Below are 16,700 nucleotides of genomic sequence, written 5' to 3'. Positions count from 1 at the left end.
AAATTCTTTATTACAGTCATCAAATTTTAATAAAAGTGATGAACACATAAACAAATAAAATGACAACCATAAACATGGTAAGAGCCACATTATAGATATTTAGATCAATAGAAGAAACACTAATTACAACATTTCAACAGAATAAGTGTCATCTACCATATCAACGCTTATTTTCTGTATATCTTTACGCTGAGATATTGTTTCCAACACCACATTCGAAATTATTGGTAACAATTCATTCTGGATATTATTCTGAATTGCCCGAGCCCCCACATCTGCGTTTTGCGATTGGGCATTTAAATGCTCAACCACGTCCTCTGAAAAACTCAATTCAGCTTGGTAATTACGTGCAAAACGCTGCTCTACTCGACTTAGCTGTAGGCGAACGATTTGGTTAAGGGTGTCGCGATTAAGCGGCACAAAGGGGATCAGGTTTAGGCGGCCAATAAAGGCAGGCTTAAACACGGCGAGCAAATCATCACTTAAGGCTTGCTTTAAACCTTCAATGTCAGGGGCTGTTTCTTCATCTTCAAACAAGGCAGTGGTGGTTTCGGTTCCCACATTTGAAGTCATAATGATGATGGTATTTTTGAAGTCGATGTCTCGACCTTCGCCATCTTTGATGGTGCCTTTATCAAACACTTGATAAAACACGTCTTGCACACCTGGGTGGGCTTTTTCCATTTCATCAAGTAGTACTACACTGTAAGGCTTGCGACGCACGGCTTCGGTCAGCACTCCACCTTCGCCATAACCTACGTATCCTGGAGGTGAGCCCACTAAAAGAGATACTTTGTGCTCTTCTTTAAACTCCGACATGTTAATAACCGTTAAGTTATCTTCGCTGCCATACACTTGTTCGGCTAAGGTTAGCGCCGTTTCGGTTTTACCGGTACCACTTGGGCCGGTAAGCAAAAACACACCATTAGGTTTACGCTCATCACTTAACTGCGCGCGCGCGGTTTGCACCACTTTGCTAATCAGCTCTAAGGCGTGATCTTGACCAACAATTCGCTCGCCCATTTTTTGCGGTAGGCTAAGAATGGTTTCCACTTCGTCCGACTGCATGCGCCCTAAAGGAATCCCCGTCCAATCGGCGATAACTTCAGCCACTAATACTTCGTCAACTTCTAGAAAAACCATTGGCTGAGCCACTTCAGCTAAGTTCGCTTTCAGCTCAATCAGTTGCTCACGGGTATCATCTTCTTGCTGTTCTTCGGTGTTTAAAATGGCATCAGAATGTTGCTTGGCTTGCAGCACCATGCCTTGTTCGTCACGCCAAGTGCTTTCGGCTTGCTCAAAGGCGGTATTGGTGTCCACTAATTCTGCATTTAGCTGGCTTAATAACTCTTGGTGCTCTGAGCCGGTTAATTGCTCACGTTCAAGCTGCTCAATTTGCGCAGTAAGTTGCTGCTGCTTACGTTGTAAACGCTCTACTTGAGCTGGTGTAGAAGCTTGGCTCATTGCTACACGCGCACAAGCGGTATCTAACAATGCCACTGCTTTATCTGGCAGTTGACGACCGTTAATGTAACGACTTGATAAACGCACCGCGGCTTGCAAGGCTTGGTCGCTAATTGCTACGCGATGGTGCTTTTCCATTACCGGCAATAAACCACGCAACATAACAATCGCTTTGTCTTCGCTAGGCTCTTCTACTTTTACCACTTGGAAACGGCGGGTTAAGGCAGCATCTTTTTCGAAGTACTTTTTGTACTCTGCCCATGTAGTCGCAGCAATGGTACGCAGCTCGCCACGCGCTAGCGCTGGCTTAAGAATATTGGCAGCATCGTTTTGACCTGCCTGCCCGCCACTACCAATTAATGTGTGGGCTTCATCGATAAATACCACAATCGGTGTAGCAGAACTTTTTACTTCGCTAATCACCGCTTTTAGTCGATTTTCGAATTCGCCTTTCATGCCTGCGCCTGCTTGTAACAGGGCTAAATCAAGCACGTGAATTTTCACATTTTGTAGCGATTCTGGCACATCGTTATCGGCGATACGCTGGGCTAAACCCTCTACAACGGCTGTTTTACCTACGCCCGCTTCACCAGTAAGGATTGGGTTGTTTTGGCGACGACGAGTAAGAATATCAATCATCTGACGGATTTCTTCGTCACGGCCTAAAATTGGGTCTAACTTGCCAGAACGTGCTTGCTCGGTTAGGTCGATAGTAAATTGATCAAGGTTTGGCGTTTTGCCTGAACCGCTAGCTTTGTTGGCAGGTGCCGCTTCAGCATTTTGGCTTAAGGTTGGCCAAACTTGCGCTAACTGGGCTGGTTCTACACTTTCTAAATGCTTTAGAAAATGCATGGTATTGAAGCTAAGCGTATCGTCATTCAATAAAGCATGAATGATATGAATAGGGGCAATGTTGCCGCTGTCATATTCAATGGTGGCCGCCATCCAAGCCGCACTTAACAAGCTAACAATTTGCGGTGACAAGCCCGGAGTTTGCTGATTACCCGTTTTAGCACGCTCTAAATTGCGATTTAAATCGCTAGTAAGGCCATCCAAATCTACGCCGAAGTGCTCTGCCACCAGCATTAGATCTTCGGTTTGGCCTTCACACATGGCCAATAACCAATGTTGGATTTCTACACTAAAATGGCTACGGCTATTAGAGAGAGCAGCAGCCGCTTCTAAACTTTGTTTAGCTGCTGGTGATAGCTTCTCTACCATTGATTTTAAAGTCATTGTCGACATCTATACTTCCTATAATCCTTTAAACAAAATCGTTTACGCGATGGGGATTTTGGTTTGTTCGTCCATACGCTTACTATTAATGGTTAGCGCGCTACCTTGGCCTAAGCCCAAGCCGCTTTTACCTAAACGCGAACTAGGCATATCGCGATAACGAGCCATTAAGCTCCAACGCGGTCGCACATGTGCAGGTAGGTATTCGGCTACTGTTTTTTGTAATAGTGTTAATGTTTTACTGCCCGGCAATAATTGCTGAGCCCGCAACTGGTTGGCGGCATGAATTTCTATCTCTAGGGCAGAACCTACATCCCATACCTTGCTACCCAAGGTGGCGCTGCGTCCAAGCTGGGCATGCTGGCCTTCAGGGTTTACGCGGCTAGCTAAGCTGCTTTGTTCTTCTTCGGTAAGCGCCAACCACTGGCCTAAACGCTCATTTATCACTACCTTGCAGCCAGACAGCGCTTCTACAATTTGTTTTAAACCTTGAGCACTACGAATTGACTGCGCAAACAAACCGCCCAAAAACTGTTGGGTGTGATCAGAAGTGCCAGCCAAAGAATGCAAGGCCATAGAAATTGGGTCTTTCTTATCGGTTTGTAGCTGACGCTGGTACTGCAGTGGAAATTGGTACTTTTCCCAGGCGCGGTGATACAGCGAAATCAATCGATGATGAAAAATGTCTAAGAAATCACGCATTGATTCATCTTTTTGCTTACAGCGATCCATCACCCATTCGCTGTAATGCCTTGGCATTACGCCACTTGGCCCAGTTAAACCAAAGAAATTAACGCATACCTCGTAAGGCTGCTCAGCCGTAAGAGGTACATCTACTCGCTCTAAAGCTTTACCAGGAAAACCTAAGTTTTGCGGCACCTTAAAGCGCAACGCTTCATGCTTTGGCAAGGTGTCTGAGCCAACACCGCTATGCTGCGCGCCGCGACTCGCTTGAATCGCCACTACACTATGGTGGAAATCTTGCTCGCTACCGCTGTTTAAGGTATCAAATAGCTTCATATCAGTGCTTAAGCCGCCTTGTATAAACTGCGTTGAAAGCTAGCACTTTGCTGCTGATTACAGTGCTCATATCAGCTCCTTGTCACCGGCCATTGCTGGCCAGCGGTGCAATACATTGCTATCACCTAGCAATTTAATCGACAGACGAGTAAAGCTATTAATCGTGGTGTACTGCGCAAAGAAGTGCGCCAATACATTGCCAAAGAAAAACAGGTTAATTCCAGACAGATCTTGATTAACAAATTCCAGAATAATGTCTGAACCATGGCAAAAGCCTACTCGGCCATTTTGCACAACCCGTGCAGTGGCGCGTTCAATATTCACTTTCGCGATGGCTTCAATCAGCACTTTGGTTTGTGGAGATTGTTTAAAATCATAGAGTTGCAGTAACTCTTGCAACAGTTTTACCGCATTAGGTTGGCTAAAGTGATTCAGCGTTAAATGGCTAGCCAATTGCCAACGAGATGCATCAAACATTGCTGGGCGGATGGGCTCACTAAACGGCAGTAAACAACGTACATTTTTTAGTGAGTCAGCACGACTCGGAACTAAAATTGAAGGTTGACCACCACCAAACGGTAAACGCGCCGGTAAATTACGGTTGCTGCATAAGGCTTTGGCCGATACTAGCCATTGGTCGTGCTCATCTATATCTAGCGGCTTAGCGTTACCATCAACCACTGCTAAGTAACTTTCTACGCCTGGCTCATCATGTCCGCCCGCCCATTTATTAAGCTCACGGCGCAAGGTCCAAAATAGGTTTCCTGCTTGCGGGTAGTGCGGCAGTTGGCTGCCATAAAACGGCGTAACATCCACACTATTGTCGTGTTGGTCAAAGGCTTCAACCTCTGTCACTCTCACGACTTCAGAGATATCAGCATCACGATAACGCGGCACTAAACGGTGCTCAAAACGTGCAGGGTCTAAGCGTAAGGGCTCCAACTCATCTTCAAACAAATTAATCACTGGCACACAGCCCAGCATAATGTTGTCGGCGGTTAGTTGTTTGGCCAGAATGTCTGAGTCAGAATCCAGATAGATGTATAAATCCACTTCATGTTGTTCACCAAACCAGCTTGGGTCTAGATCTTGTAGCTCAAAGAACATGAATTTTTCTGGGCAAAGAAAGTGCTCAACCAGTAAGCGATAACCGTTAAAAGTACGTTGGTCATAGGGCACTACTTTTTCATCGTCGCCAAAACCTACCGCACTAATATGCCGTGCTTGTAGGTATTGAGTGGCAGTTAAACTGCCCGGCGCCGCAAACGCCATACCAACACTAGATTGAAATATCAGTTGGTATAGCTGATAACTTAATTGCGACTGGCCATGAATATAAAAACGTAATTTATCGACACCTAAGTCACTAAACGCTACGTCATCAAATTCACAACTCAAACGCAGCTTTATTACCGCAGAAGCGTTCTTTTGAAAGTTAGGTCGCGGCGCTTTAAACGGGGCCCCTTCAAATTTGGCTTGAGTCACTTCAACTGGCCACATTTGGGTGTCGTAACAAGTGTTAAAACGGCAGTTCTTGTATCCCGGAACCTGGGTTTCTAATTCAGTGCCTTTAGGGATCATCAAGCTATAGTCGGTGACGTTTTGCGTACTCATTTTAATCACTGACATCGACGGAATAGGCGCGTGATAATCAGGGTAAAGCTGACCTAACAAGGCTTCGGTTAACTCAGGAAAACTGTCGTCTAACTTCTGCCTAACTTGAGCGGTGAGCAGCGAGACACCTTCTAACAAACGAGAGACATGTGGATCTTCTACATTGTCTTCGCTCATGCGTAAGCGCCCAGCTACTTTTGGGTAACGCTCGGCAAACTCTGCTCCCATATGGCGCAGATACGCTAGCTCTCGATTGTAGTACTTTAATAACTCGTCGCTCATGCTCTACTCAACTATCTTGATGCCAAGACTTAGGGGCTCTACTTCTGAATCAAAGGTCATTTCTTCAGGCTCGGGATCGGCATGGCATAAGGCATGGATCCGTAATCGCATTACCCTATCTAAGGGTTGCTCTTCACTCACTGTGGTCACCGATAAATCGATAAAACGAGGCTCAAATTTGCGAATGGTTTGCTCAACAATTTGGCACAACTTGTCGCGACCATCTTGGCTACTTAAAGGCATTGATGAAAAATCAGGTAAGCCATAGCTAAACAAAGAAAGATCCAACTCGCCGTACCATTCAGGCCAGGTATGCCAATGCAATTTAGCGTTCAACAAGGCTTCCAAATCCCGACGAATACTGCGTCGATATGCCTGACGACCATAATTGGAATACACGTTGGTTGAGTTAATATCCTCATCCAAGGTATTGCTCAATCGATCAAGCAATGAGAGTTGTAAGGCCGGTTGAACTGCGCTCATTATTCGGCGGTCTCAACTTGTTTGGTTTCAGTAAATGATTCCAGCTGCGATAGGGTTAGTGCGTCATCATTAACCAGCCACAGCTTTTGGCCACGGCCTTGGTAAAACTCACTCTCTAGCATTGGCTGCCAATCGGTCTCACGACCTAGTTTCTCAGCATCAGTTTCGCTGGCTAGGTAGGTCATTGGGATAAATACTTCGCCGGTTGGGCCGTCTTTAATGTCGATTTCTGCACGACGCCAAATGTGCTCAAACAAGTTATTGGCAGGCAATAGTTTTAACCACGTCACTTCAGAGAACGGCACCAAGTAATACAAACCATTAGAACCAAAGGCTTCCAGGTAACCGGCTAAGCTGTCATCAATATCACGCAACTCGTCGCAGCTTTTTTCATTGATATCTAGTGGTGCGTTCTCGCGCAGGGCTTCCAATTGCTGAGCTGTTCTTTCAAGCTCTGGTTTATCTTGATTCAACAAGGCTAAACGCAGCTCTACCAAAGGAGTAAGGCTTTGTTTTGCACCACTGGTTAAGGTGGCGGTATCGCCGCCATTGGCAAAATCTACTCGAGATTGTGCAGCGTGCACGATTTGACGCATATTAAGCGCGCCTGGTACACATTCTGGGTGCTGCTTTACCAGCAAATCTAACTGCTGATCTGCTCGCTCTAGCTGACCGTCGATACATAACAACTCGATAAAGCTGCTGCGCGCTTCTAAATCTTTAGGTTTAACCTTTAAATGCGCGATGGTAGCGGCAATCGCTTCGCTTAATTGTCCTACTTGAATCAACTGCTTAATTTGTTGTTGCATCTGTTTATCCTGCTTGTTTATAGCTTGGAGATAACTCGGTTATCAGGCGAATACTTGAGATCATTTGGTCTAGCTGAAAGTGCGGACGTAAATGAATAATCGAGTAGTAATGGCCCGGCTTGCCGGATTGTTCCTTCACTTGAATATTGGCTTCGTTTAAGGGGTAGCGCGCTCTAATTTCATCAGAGGCTTCATCGGATGCGGTGGTGTAACTGCGCAACCAAGATTGTAAGTCGCGTTCTATCGAATCGGCATTTTCAAAAGAGCCCACCCGATCACGCCCCATCACTTTTAAATAATGAGCAAAACGTGAAACACACATAACGTATTGCAGCATTGACGATAAACGCGCATTCACCGTTACCGACAAGCTGTCGTAATGTTTCGGTAAATTTACTGAGGCATTGCTATACAACACCAAATGTTCGGTATGCGGCACCGTAGAGACCGGAATAAAACCACTGTCAGATAACTGTTTTTCTAAACGGTCGCCGACTTGTAAATTTACCGAGGGTTTGGCTGAGCGAATATGCCGAGACAACTTAAAACGCGAACTCGGCAAATCAAACAGCAAACCATGTTTGTATTGGCCTGGTTGCAAGCCACGTATTTGGCTAAACCAACCGGATTCTTTAAACGCGCGCAAAGCGACAGTGGCAACGCCATAAGCTGCATTGCCCCACAAGTAATCACCTTCGGCATCGTTTACTTGCTCTACAAACATGAAACCTTCTTGGCGGCGACCATCTTGCTGGTAAGGTTCGCGCATTAAAATATTGGGTGCGGTAATGCCCAAAAAGCGTGAGTCTTCTTGGCTGCGTAATTTGCGCCAGTTAAGGTATTCAGCTTGAGAAAACTGCGCACTGATATCGCTGACCGACGCCAATTCACTAAAGAAATCCACCCCAAACATTGAGGGTGCAGCCCCCGTGACAAAAGGTGCAAAAGCTGCCGCAGCAGCATGACTAATCGCACGGAGCGCTTCAATGTCATTGGTGGGCATGCCCGGCTTGGCTTTATGGCTGATGGCATAATCACCCACGATCATGCCGAAAGGCTCACCTCCCGGCATATTGAATTCATTGGTATAGATAAGTTTGAACAGTTCACTTTGGTCAAACTCAATCGCGCGCGATACGTCTCTACAGAGCTCACGCCAGTTAATGCTGATCAGCTTAACCTTGGTCACTAAGCTATGATCTTGAGTGCCCGCATTGTCGGTGAGGTACTTAACCCCGCGCCAACTTGCTTCTAATTGCTGAAAGCGATCATGATGAATAATTGCGTTAACTTGGTCGTTTAAGCGTTCATCAATATCGCGAATGGCGCGCAGCAATATCGGTCTTAAGGTTTCTGCTGTCCAAGCGGTGTTGTATTGCTGGTTATCACGTTCTAACCATATACGTAGTGCTAAGTAGGCGTCTTCTGCCGCTAGAAACTTATCTACCACTTGGCTCTGGGCACACCAATCCACATCAACATGTTGAGTATCAGTCTCAACTTGATGCAGGCTTTGGCTGTCCACAAAACTCAGTGGTGGTAAAGTTTGAGTCATCGTCATAAGAAATTAGCGGGCCTTGCGACCCGCCATCTATTTAGCCACCAATTTCTGGAATTTTTGCAACTAAGCGCAATGAAGTGGTTAGCTCTTCCATTTGTAACCATGGGCGTAACCACGCAACCGCGTTGTACGAACCAGGGGCACCAGGAATTTCTTTCACTTGCACTTTTGCATCAGCCAGTGGGTACTTAGCACGGATCTCTTGGCCACCACCCTCAGAAGCATTAACAAAGGTTAAGATCCAACGGTTTAACCAAGTCTCTACGTCTTCAGCTTCCATAAAGCTACCAATCTTGTCGCGCGCCATTACTTTTAGGTAATGAGCAAAACGAGAAGTAGCCATCATATAAGGTAGGCGAGACGAGATGGCTGCGTTAGCCGTTGCATCTGGGTTGTCATACTTCTTAGGTTTCTGACAAGTTTGCGAACCAAAGAACACTGCGTAGTCAGTATTTTTGTAGTGACAAAGCGGCAAGAAGCCTAGTTTGCTTAGTTCAGCTTCGCGACGATCGGTAATACCAATTTCGGTAGGACACTTAAGATCTGGGTCACCATCATCAGACACAAACAAGTGCGATGGCAAGTTTTCAACTTTACCGCCACCTTCTGCCCCACGAATTGCCGTACAGAAACCGTATTTAGCAAAGGCTTCTGTCATACGCACACCTAGTACGTAAGAAGCATTCATCCAACAGTATTCGTCATGCTCAGTGGTTTTAGACATGCCAGTTTTAGGATCAACTTGGAATTCTTCGTAGTTGAACTCTTCAATTGGCGTGGTTGATTCACCATAAGGTAAACGCGCCAATACACGAGGCATTGCTAAGGTAACAAAACGTGAATCTTCACTTTCACGGAACGAACGCCATTTAGTGTACTCAAGAGATTCAAACACTTTCTCTAAGTCACGCGGCTTGGTTAGCTCTGTCCAGTTATCAAAACCAAACAATGCTGGTGAAGACGCAGATAAGAACGGTGCAAAACCAGCAGCAGCTACATTAGACATTAAGCTTAGTGACTCAATATCTTCTGGGTGATTAGTAAATTCGTAATCACCTACCAATGCGCCGTAAGGTTCGCCACCAGGGGTGCCAAACTCAGACTCATAAACCTTTTTAAAGATTTGGCTCTGGTCAAACTCAACCGCTTTACTTAAGTCTTTGTGCAATTCTTTCTTGCTCATGCTTAGTACGCGAATTTTAAGCGTTTGGCTGGTTTCTGAATTCATTACCAAGTAGTTAAGCCCACGCCAAGAACCTTCCAATTTTTGGAAGCTTTCATGGTGCATAACTTCAGCTAGCTGTGTAGAAATCAGTTCATCGATACCGGCAATAGCTTCTCTAAAAGTCACCGTAAGGTTTTTATTCCAGCTTACAGTTCCTTTAAGTGCTTCATCGGCTAGCGTGCGGATCAGCTCTGCTGAACGCGAGCTATCCGTTTGCTTAGTTGCGCCGATAGCTTGCTCCAAGATTGAACTTTGGGCTTCCTCAACACTTGGGTCTAGGGCAGTTTGGCTTTCTACGCTCATTCTGTGCCCTCCGCACTAGGCTCTTTATCTAACTCGCCTTTTAGCTTCTGCAGAGAATCAGTATTGTTTAATACTTCTTCCAAGATGTTCTCTAGGTCTTCCGAGCGGTCAACCTTAGTCATCAAGTCGCGTAACTTGTTACGGGTATCCATTAACTTACGTAATGGTTCAACTTGGTTTACTACCGCAGCAGGGTCGAAATCTTTCATCGAGCTAAATTCAAGCGACACTGACATTTGTGAGTCATCATCGGCTAGCTTGTTATCAACACGAAACTCAAGCTTTGGATTCATGCGCTTAAGCACATCATCAAAGTTGTCACGGTCGATTTGAATAAAACGACGATCTTTTAATGGTTTTAGTGCAGCGGTGTTATCGCCTGCAAAATCACCCATTACGCCTACTACAAAAGGCAATTCCTTTTTAACTGCAGCACCTTCAGTTTCTACATCATAAGTGATGTGAACTCTCGGTTTGCGTACCCGAGACAACTTGCCGTGGATACTGTCCATATCAATCTCCTTGTTATTGATTAACACGTAGAGCGCTAAGCACCACGTTAGTCCTGTGATTCCGATGAAATACCAGTTAATCGGAAGTAACCCGTACGAGCATCGTTGTCGGAAATCAACTCTTGCAATAGATCTGGCAAGTTCATTCCACTCCAACGCACCACCTGTTCAATGGCATAAGCCATTGGCGAGTGAGGCTCGGTTTCTTTAAAAAATTCGGCAATTTTGCCTAGTTGCTGAATCGCGTCTGCACGATTCCTTAATTGATTACTTGGCCCGGCAACCACTTCCGCGTCGCTTGGCTGTTCATCAGATTCTTCTAATATTTCTTCGATAGATGCCTGCGCTTCTGCAGCCGACAATTTGTCTGCCGCTAAATAACGCACTGCTTCTATACAATCGGTTAAACGCTTTACAATATGTGAGCTAGGTTGGGGTTCGCCAACCGCTTCATCCATAGCGGCTGATAGCTTTCTGTAAGCTTCGCTGGCCAGTTCAATGTCTTGCAGCAATTCAACAAAAAACGCACCCGAAGTGGCTTTTACCGTATTAGTAATATCTTCTAAGCGCACCGCACCGGAGTTATGACGTTGAGTTCGCTTCTTCTCTTCTAAGCGCTCCACTTCACTGGCTTGCTCAAATTCCCATAAAGAGTAGGGCTGTACATCAATTAAATCGGTCAGCGGTACACAGGCGATGGGCATTAATAAAGTGCCTTCACCGTCGTAGCCATTTAGCCCCACAAGTGGAGCCACTCGGGTCACAACACCGTCTTCGTCGGGGCTTGGATATAAATTGTCCCAGTGGTTTTCAATCAATGTTCTAGCTATATCAAAGCCTTGGCGCAGGCCTTTAAAACCTTTACGGCGCACTAGGCCTTCGATAAGCCAAGCCGCCAGCTCTAGATCTTTGCAGTTTTCTACTAATACCTCAGGAACTTGATTAACGATCGGGTCCCATTCGTTAGCAAAGCTCAGTAGCGGTTCGTTATCCACCAACGCATTACGCTCGGCAGCACGCGCAGTGTTGCGCACATCTTTAAGCGTGAAATAAGTAGACATAGGCGAAGCATCTAAACGCGGATCTTCGCCACAAGGTTGTTCATCTGAAAGCGGCTGAGCCAGTTGTTCAAAATCGATATCGGTCAATTCTAGAAACATGCTGTTAAGTCCTTACCGCTGCGCGACGATTAAAAAATACCGGCACCGTGTCGTCACAGTGTTCGTCTTCGGTATCTGCGTCACTTTGGCTTACTTTTACCAATACACAGGTCACGTTATCGCTAGCGCCTTTCACTAAAGCTGAATGCATCAGCGCTAAACCAATATCAGAGACACTTTTTGCCTGCATGCACATTGCTAAATCGCTATCGTTCAGCTCTTTAGTCAGTCCGTCGGAACACAATAAAAACTGGTCACCCGGTAGCAACTGCCCTGAGTTTTGGTCAACAGTCAGTTCATCACTCACACCAATGGCGCGGGTAATCACGTTAGACAGGGGATGGTCTTCCGCTTCTGATTCGGCAATTAAGCCTTGCTCTACCATGTCCATCACTTGGCTATGGTCACGGGTTTTACGCTGTAAATGGTTGTGACGCATGAGGTAAATACGGCTATCGCCCACCCATAAGCAGTGATAAAAACCATCGCGTACATGCAGTAACACGGCAGTGCTACCAGCGGTTTTTCCATCTAAGTTTTGCTGCGAATAATTTATAATTTGTTGGTTGGCTTGTAGAAATGCTTTGCGTAAGCAGTCAATGCTTAAGCTCGCCGCAGGGGTTTGCTCTACGCACTGCTTCACCGCATCAATCACCATTTGGCTGGCAACATCACCTGCTGCATGACCGCCCATACCGTCGGCGACGACCCAAACACCTTCTTCTCGCATGTCCAGCACAGCATCTTCGTTATAAGGTCTTACCTTGCCCGGATGGGTTTGGGCAAAACTCACAAAAAAACCATCCATTAAGCTTGAACTAGCTACCATCCCCATTGCTCCCATTGGCCATCTAACATGGCTGAAAATTGACTGACAAGAGGTAAGCTTTCGGTCACCAAACTACATTCTGGAACAAACTCTGAACCGGCTGTCCACCATATGCAGTAACGCTCTAAGCGCTTGCGTAATTGCTGATGTAATAGGTGCTCGGGGTTAATAAACTGCTCGCTCTCCAACACTAACTGCTGGCTTTGCTTAGCATGATTAACTAAACGATTAGCGGGTTTGATAGCATCTAACCAATCAACGTCTGCCACACTTTCTGCCCAGCGAACTACGTCAGTATCATCGTCTAATAGCTTCAGTACTTTTTGTTCACTTAGTTCACTCCACTCACGTTGCTGCCAAGCGTTCACTGGCGGTTGGCTAATAGGTTTAGCCATGGTGAAGTAAAAATGCCGGCCCACTTGATCTACGCTTGGCATCAACGTGCCAGCCATGGCCGACTCGCCACATACACCTGGCGATAGAGCAAAATGCCAAATCGGGCTGGTGAGGTAACGGTCTAACCATTGTTCACCTAACTGCTCTCGGCTCACTGCGATAACAGCTTGTAGCCACTCGCTCCAGCCAGCGACAAAATCGCTAGGTAGATGACTCTGAATAAAGTCCCCGCGAGCCGGGACCTTACCAAAGTAACCAAATCCGTTTATAGCGTTACTGGGCATGAGAACCTCGCTAAATCTCTAGACCAGAATGGGTGCATCGCAGTAGTTGGTATCAACTCTAATTGCACTTTATTACCTTTAAATTCAATGTCTAAAACGTTGTCTTTACGGCTTTCTGGACGCTGCATAGCTAAACCATCTAGCATTCTGAACAAGCCCCAATGACCTGGGTAAGTTTCAGAAATAGAGTGGCCAGATTTAGGTGGTACAAAGGCTAAGCGAGTACTACGGCTTGAGTCAGTTGGCCAAATAAAGTGCGAGGTTCGCTGCGGGCCATGGCGATACACCAATTCTTGCTCGCCTAACTCAACCCGGAAGTTATTAATGTGGCCATCTAAGTAAAGTGGCTTCAAGCCAAACTCAACCCTTGGTGTTTGCGAGCCAGGCTCAAAAAATACGTCGCGAATACGGCGTGCTTGTTGGAATACTTTTAGTGACGCAGGGTCTATGCCTACCGAACGCTCCAGTTTCCAATTACGCTTACTGGTATCAACCGATGATTTTAAGTAGCGCTCAAAGAAGGTATCCATGGTGCCGCCGTAGCCAAAGAAGCGACCAAAGTCTTTTAGACGAACCTCTTCACCCGCTTTACTATTAAATGGGTATTTGCCACGAATCGCTGCGCGGTATTCTTTGTAAACACTGTCCTTCCAAATTGCGTTTACATGCACTTGCGCACCACGTTTAGCCAGTGATGAAGTTTGGCTAGATAGCTCACCCATCATATTCGAGAACGGCGCGGGTAAGTCTTTACGCGAACGACGCAGCGCACTAGTCACCGCCGACTGGCTGTTGTCATCCATTAAGCTGGTATAAGCGCGCTTGTTATTTGATTCTGACAGTACGTCTAAGTAATCACGTAGCTGTAGCATCGAAACGTGCATGCCTTCCAGATCAGCTTCATTAATGCTCAACAAGTCTTCAAATTCGGCTTCTACTTCAGAGCCAGGCAACGAAATTTTGGCCTTAGACATATCGTTAGGTAAGAAACGATTTAAGCGTGCCTTTTGACTCTTTAAGGCTACGTCAGTAACGTTTCCGGCAACTTCACCAGCCATTTTTGCGTTATCGCTCACTGCGATATCGGTTAAGCGAAGCTCTTTTTGTACTGCCATAATGAAGCTTTGCAAAGGACGCTCTGAGCCAGTTAAGTTTTTGGCCAGTTCTGCGCCTTCTTTAGCCGACGAGTATGGGCGCAACTGAACGTCATCTAACAATTGCTCCCAAACATAAACATAATCCCGGAAGTAACGTTCACTCACCGCTTTAACGACTTCATCGCGAGTCGCTTCATCAATCGACAAGCTGTCGCCGTATACCCAACTGTCTTCCATTAGGCGTTTAACGATGCGGTTGTTTTCAATGCGGAATAAGCCGTGGAAGCCACTGTAGGTGTATAAGCCAGGAATACCTTCGTGCAGGGGCTCGCCACTGTTTCGAATAAATACTTGGCGACCTTGGCGGCCAAATACATCACTCAATCTAAAGTCGGCTACGTGGCTAGACAAAAACTCAATGCGTAATCGTTGATAAGCCCGCTCGGCCAAAGGCATACGCGTTAATACGCTACGCGCTTGGGCAATTGCGTTTTGATTTACCGGAATAATGTTCACGCCATCAGCAAACAAGTTGCGGGTATGAGCCATTAAGTCTTGGCGAAGCCCAGTATTAATTTCACCAGGCAAGTGACGCTCGTAGTAGATTTCAAACCAGCTATAGATTTGCTCAATTTCACGATGTTCGGCATCGTAAATCATCAAATAAGTTTTAAGCGATTCGTATAAATACTCGAGGTATTCCTCATTTTCGGCCAACTCGGTGGTTAAGGCATCGGTTAAGTAAGAAGCAAAGAAACCTTGCAAGGCACGTTGATAAGCCATTTGCGCAGGCTGACCAATTTTTTCACCTTGGTATAAGCCCATGCGGTGAACGTCTTGGTCGATGAGTTTTTCACTAAAACCTGCCGGTAAATCGCGTAAAGCATTAAGCGCTTGTACCAAGGTAATCACGTCGGTATCAGTACTTAGGCCGGGTTTTACAATGTCTTTGTATTGGCTAACAGCTGTTTCACTGTGATCTACTAATTGTTTGTTCCAGCTATAACTGTTGTACCAAAGAACGCTACAAGTCAGCAGAGTAAAAGCACAACCGCCCGCCACAATGCGACGGGTCCACATTGAATGTTTCTGGTGATGGCGATTAACCGAACCAACAAACTTCTCTGGGAAAATCACGTCTTCAAGAAGGCGTTTAATAAAGTAACCTTTGGTCTCACCACCCTGTTGCTTCAAAGGCACTTGGCCTAAGCCCAAGCCATTAGACGTTTCAGCCATCACTCGGTCAATCGGCTTACCTTCTTGGGTGGCACTGGCAATGTATAAACCACGCAGCATTGGCGCTTCTTCAAAGGCATTTGGTGAGAAAATCTCTTTTAAGAAATCATCGATGCTTGATTGCAATAAATGCATTTGCTTAGGAAATTCGTACATCAAGGTACGTTTATCAATGTCGCGCTCTTGCTGCAGGCGAACATTTAAGCGGGTTTGAATACGCTTAAGTAAGCCGTGGAATTCACGGTTGAACAAACCCACTACACCGGTATCTTGGTTTTCAGCAATAAGTGGGAACGTAATACCCCAAATTTGCTCTCGCTCATTGGCGTTTAAGTCAGCAAAGAATTCGCTAAAACCAGCAATTAAGTCAGCCTTAGTTAGTACCACGTAAACCGGGAACTGCATGCCTAACTGATTTTTAAGCTCTTGAATACGCTGTTTAATAGCACGCGCATGCAAGTTACGCTCGGTGCGAGTTTGTTGTAACAGGCTCGCCAAACTTACTGTAACAATGGCACCGTTAATCGGCCGCTTAGTACGATATTTTTTAAGTAGCCCCAAAAAGCCCAACCAAGCACGGGAATCTTTAGCACTGTTACTGTCTTGCGTGGTGTAGCGCCCCGCGGTATCAATCAATACTGCTTTGTTGGTGAACCACCAATCACAATGGCGAGTACCACCTACCCCAGCTAAGGGATCGTCACCTAGCTTGTCTTTAAGCGGAAATTCTAAGCCTGAATTTTGTAGTGCGGTGGTTTTACCGGTACCAGGAGGGCCAATCATGATGTACCAAGGCAATTGATAAACGCCTTGGCCTTTGGCTAAACTCGAATTTTTTAATACATCTAACGCCGTTACCACTCGCTCACGCAAAGTTTCTACTTCACGGCGGCTTTCTTCATCATCACCATGCTCGTCTTCGCCATCGAGTAAAGACTGAACCGCTTGTTGGTTTTGCTTAGTGCTTTGTATGTGCTGCCAAAACTGATAAATAATACAGATTAAGGCCAAGGTAATAATAGTGAACCAACGCGCAGCAGCACTACCTAAAGGCTCTGAACCAGCAATCGCGATTAACGGGCCACCAAACCAGATGAGAAAGGCTACGGCAAGAAACCCTAGTAAGGTAATTGCCCATTTAGACTTCAACATTTGAATTAAGCGTTGAAAAAACAAACTGTTAAACATT

12 protein-coding genes are annotated in these 16,700 nt (G+C 45.9%); all 12 read right to left on the bottom strand.

Features of this window, described 5'->3' with window-relative positions; genetic code table 11:
• Positions 1 to 123 precede the first annotated feature (123 nt).
• The 12 genes from tssH to tssM all read right to left on the bottom strand — a co-directional run bounded on the left by tssH (position 124) and on the right by tssM (position 16,699).
• Positions 124 to 2,709, bottom strand: a complete 2,586-nt coding sequence (gene tssH, locus ACLD71_RS06775) for a type VI secretion system ATPase TssH (RefSeq protein WP_411993753.1) — start codon at positions 2,707 to 2,709, stop codon at positions 124 to 126.
• Between the two features lie 33 nt (positions 2,710 to 2,742).
• On the bottom strand, positions 2,743 to 3,720 hold the full coding sequence (gene tssG / locus ACLD71_RS06770; protein ID WP_411993751.1) for a type VI secretion system baseplate subunit TssG: 978 nt from the start codon (positions 3,718 to 3,720) through the stop codon (positions 2,743 to 2,745).
• 66 nt (positions 3,721 to 3,786) lie between these two features.
• Positions 3,787 to 5,616, bottom strand: a complete 1,830-nt coding sequence (gene tssF, locus ACLD71_RS06765; RefSeq protein ID WP_411993749.1) for a type VI secretion system baseplate subunit TssF — start codon at positions 5,614 to 5,616, stop codon at positions 3,787 to 3,789.
• Between the two features lie 3 nt (positions 5,617 to 5,619).
• Complete coding sequence (gene tssE / locus ACLD71_RS06760; RefSeq protein WP_137672479.1) at positions 5,620 to 6,099, bottom strand: type VI secretion system baseplate subunit TssE; 480 nt, start codon at positions 6,097 to 6,099, stop codon at positions 5,620 to 5,622.
• The gene (locus ACLD71_RS06755) at positions 6,099 to 6,908 is read right to left on the bottom strand and encodes a type VI secretion system accessory protein TagJ (protein ID WP_137672480.1); all 810 of its coding nucleotides are present in this window, start codon (positions 6,906 to 6,908) and stop codon (positions 6,099 to 6,101) included. The genes tssE and ACLD71_RS06755 overlap by 1 nt, the downstream gene beginning before the upstream one ends.
• A gap of 4 nt (positions 6,909 to 6,912) precedes the next feature.
• Positions 6,913 to 8,469, bottom strand: coding sequence for a type VI secretion system contractile sheath large subunit (gene tssC, locus ACLD71_RS06750; RefSeq protein WP_303552163.1), 1,557 nt, complete (start codon positions 8,467 to 8,469; stop codon positions 6,913 to 6,915).
• A 34-nt stretch (positions 8,470 to 8,503) separates the two neighbouring features.
• Entirely contained in the window at positions 8,504 to 9,997 is a 1,494-nt protein-coding gene (tssC, locus tag ACLD71_RS06745; RefSeq protein ID WP_411993746.1) for a type VI secretion system contractile sheath large subunit, read from the bottom strand.
• Positions 9,994 to 10,509, bottom strand: a complete 516-nt coding sequence (tssB, locus tag ACLD71_RS06740) for a type VI secretion system contractile sheath small subunit (RefSeq protein ID WP_137672483.1) — start codon at positions 10,507 to 10,509, stop codon at positions 9,994 to 9,996. The genes tssC (ACLD71_RS06745) and tssB overlap by 4 nt, the downstream gene beginning before the upstream one ends.
• A gap of 47 nt (positions 10,510 to 10,556) precedes the next feature.
• On the bottom strand, positions 10,557 to 11,669 hold the full coding sequence (tssA, locus tag ACLD71_RS06735) for a type VI secretion system protein TssA (RefSeq protein WP_411993744.1): 1,113 nt from the start codon (positions 11,667 to 11,669) through the stop codon (positions 10,557 to 10,559).
• Positions 11,670 to 11,673: 4 nt separating this feature from the next.
• The gene (locus ACLD71_RS06730; RefSeq protein WP_303514674.1) at positions 11,674 to 12,498 is read right to left on the bottom strand and encodes a PP2C family protein-serine/threonine phosphatase; all 825 of its coding nucleotides are present in this window, start codon (positions 12,496 to 12,498) and stop codon (positions 11,674 to 11,676) included.
• Positions 12,492 to 13,178: a type VI secretion system-associated protein TagF gene (gene tagF, locus ACLD71_RS06725; protein ID WP_137672485.1), complete on the bottom strand. Its 687-nt coding sequence runs from the start codon at positions 13,176 to 13,178 to the stop codon at positions 12,492 to 12,494. The genes ACLD71_RS06730 and tagF overlap by 7 nt, the downstream gene beginning before the upstream one ends.
• Entirely contained in the window at positions 13,160 to 16,699 is a 3,540-nt protein-coding gene (gene tssM / locus ACLD71_RS06720; RefSeq protein ID WP_137672486.1) for a type VI secretion system membrane subunit TssM, read from the bottom strand. Before tssM ends, tagF begins: the two co-directional genes overlap by 19 nt.
• Position 16,700: the final 1 nt, after the last annotated feature.

It is taken from the genome of Agarivorans sp. DSG3-1 (assembly GCF_046774965.1).
Taxonomy (GTDB): Bacteria; Pseudomonadota; Gammaproteobacteria; order Enterobacterales; family Celerinatantimonadaceae; genus Agarivorans.
Note: the sequence above shows the minus strand (reverse complement) of the source record. Positions and strands in the feature narration are given on the sequence as shown.

What these genes read in the sequence shown, in the direction of transcription:
- tssH (WP_411993753.1), bottom strand. Translation starts at nt 2,709, where the DNA reads ATGTCGACAATGACTTTAAAATCAATGGTAGAGAAGCTATCACCAGCA.
- tssG (WP_411993751.1), bottom strand. Translation starts at nt 3,720, where the DNA reads ATGAAGCTATTTGATACCTTAAACAGCGGTAGCGAGCAAGATTTCCAC.
- tssF (WP_411993749.1), bottom strand. Translation starts at nt 5,616, where the DNA reads ATGAGCGACGAGTTATTAAAGTACTACAATCGAGAGCTAGCGTATCTG.
- tssE (WP_137672479.1), bottom strand. Translation starts at nt 6,099, where the DNA reads ATGAGCGCAGTTCAACCGGCCTTACAACTCTCATTGCTTGATCGATTG.
- ACLD71_RS06755 (WP_137672480.1), bottom strand. Translation starts at nt 6,908, where the DNA reads ATGCAACAACAAATTAAGCAGTTGATTCAAGTAGGACAATTAAGCGAA.
- tssC (WP_303552163.1), bottom strand. Translation starts at nt 8,469, where the DNA reads ATGACGATGACTCAAACTTTACCACCACTGAGTTTTGTGGACAGCCAA.
- tssC (WP_411993746.1), bottom strand. Translation starts at nt 9,997, where the DNA reads ATGAGCGTAGAAAGCCAAACTGCCCTAGACCCAAGTGTTGAGGAAGCC.
- tssB (WP_137672483.1), bottom strand. Translation starts at nt 10,509, where the DNA reads ATGGACAGTATCCACGGCAAGTTGTCTCGGGTACGCAAACCGAGAGTT.
- tssA (WP_411993744.1), bottom strand. Translation starts at nt 11,669, where the DNA reads ATGTTTCTAGAATTGACCGATATCGATTTTGAACAACTGGCTCAGCCG.
- ACLD71_RS06730 (WP_303514674.1), bottom strand. Translation starts at nt 12,498, where the DNA reads ATGGTAGCTAGTTCAAGCTTAATGGATGGTTTTTTTGTGAGTTTTGCC.
- tagF (WP_137672485.1), bottom strand. Translation starts at nt 13,178, where the DNA reads ATGCCCAGTAACGCTATAAACGGATTTGGTTACTTTGGTAAGGTCCCG.
- tssM (WP_137672486.1), bottom strand. Translation starts at nt 16,699, where the DNA reads ATGTTTAACAGTTTGTTTTTTCAACGCTTAATTCAAATGTTGAAGTCT.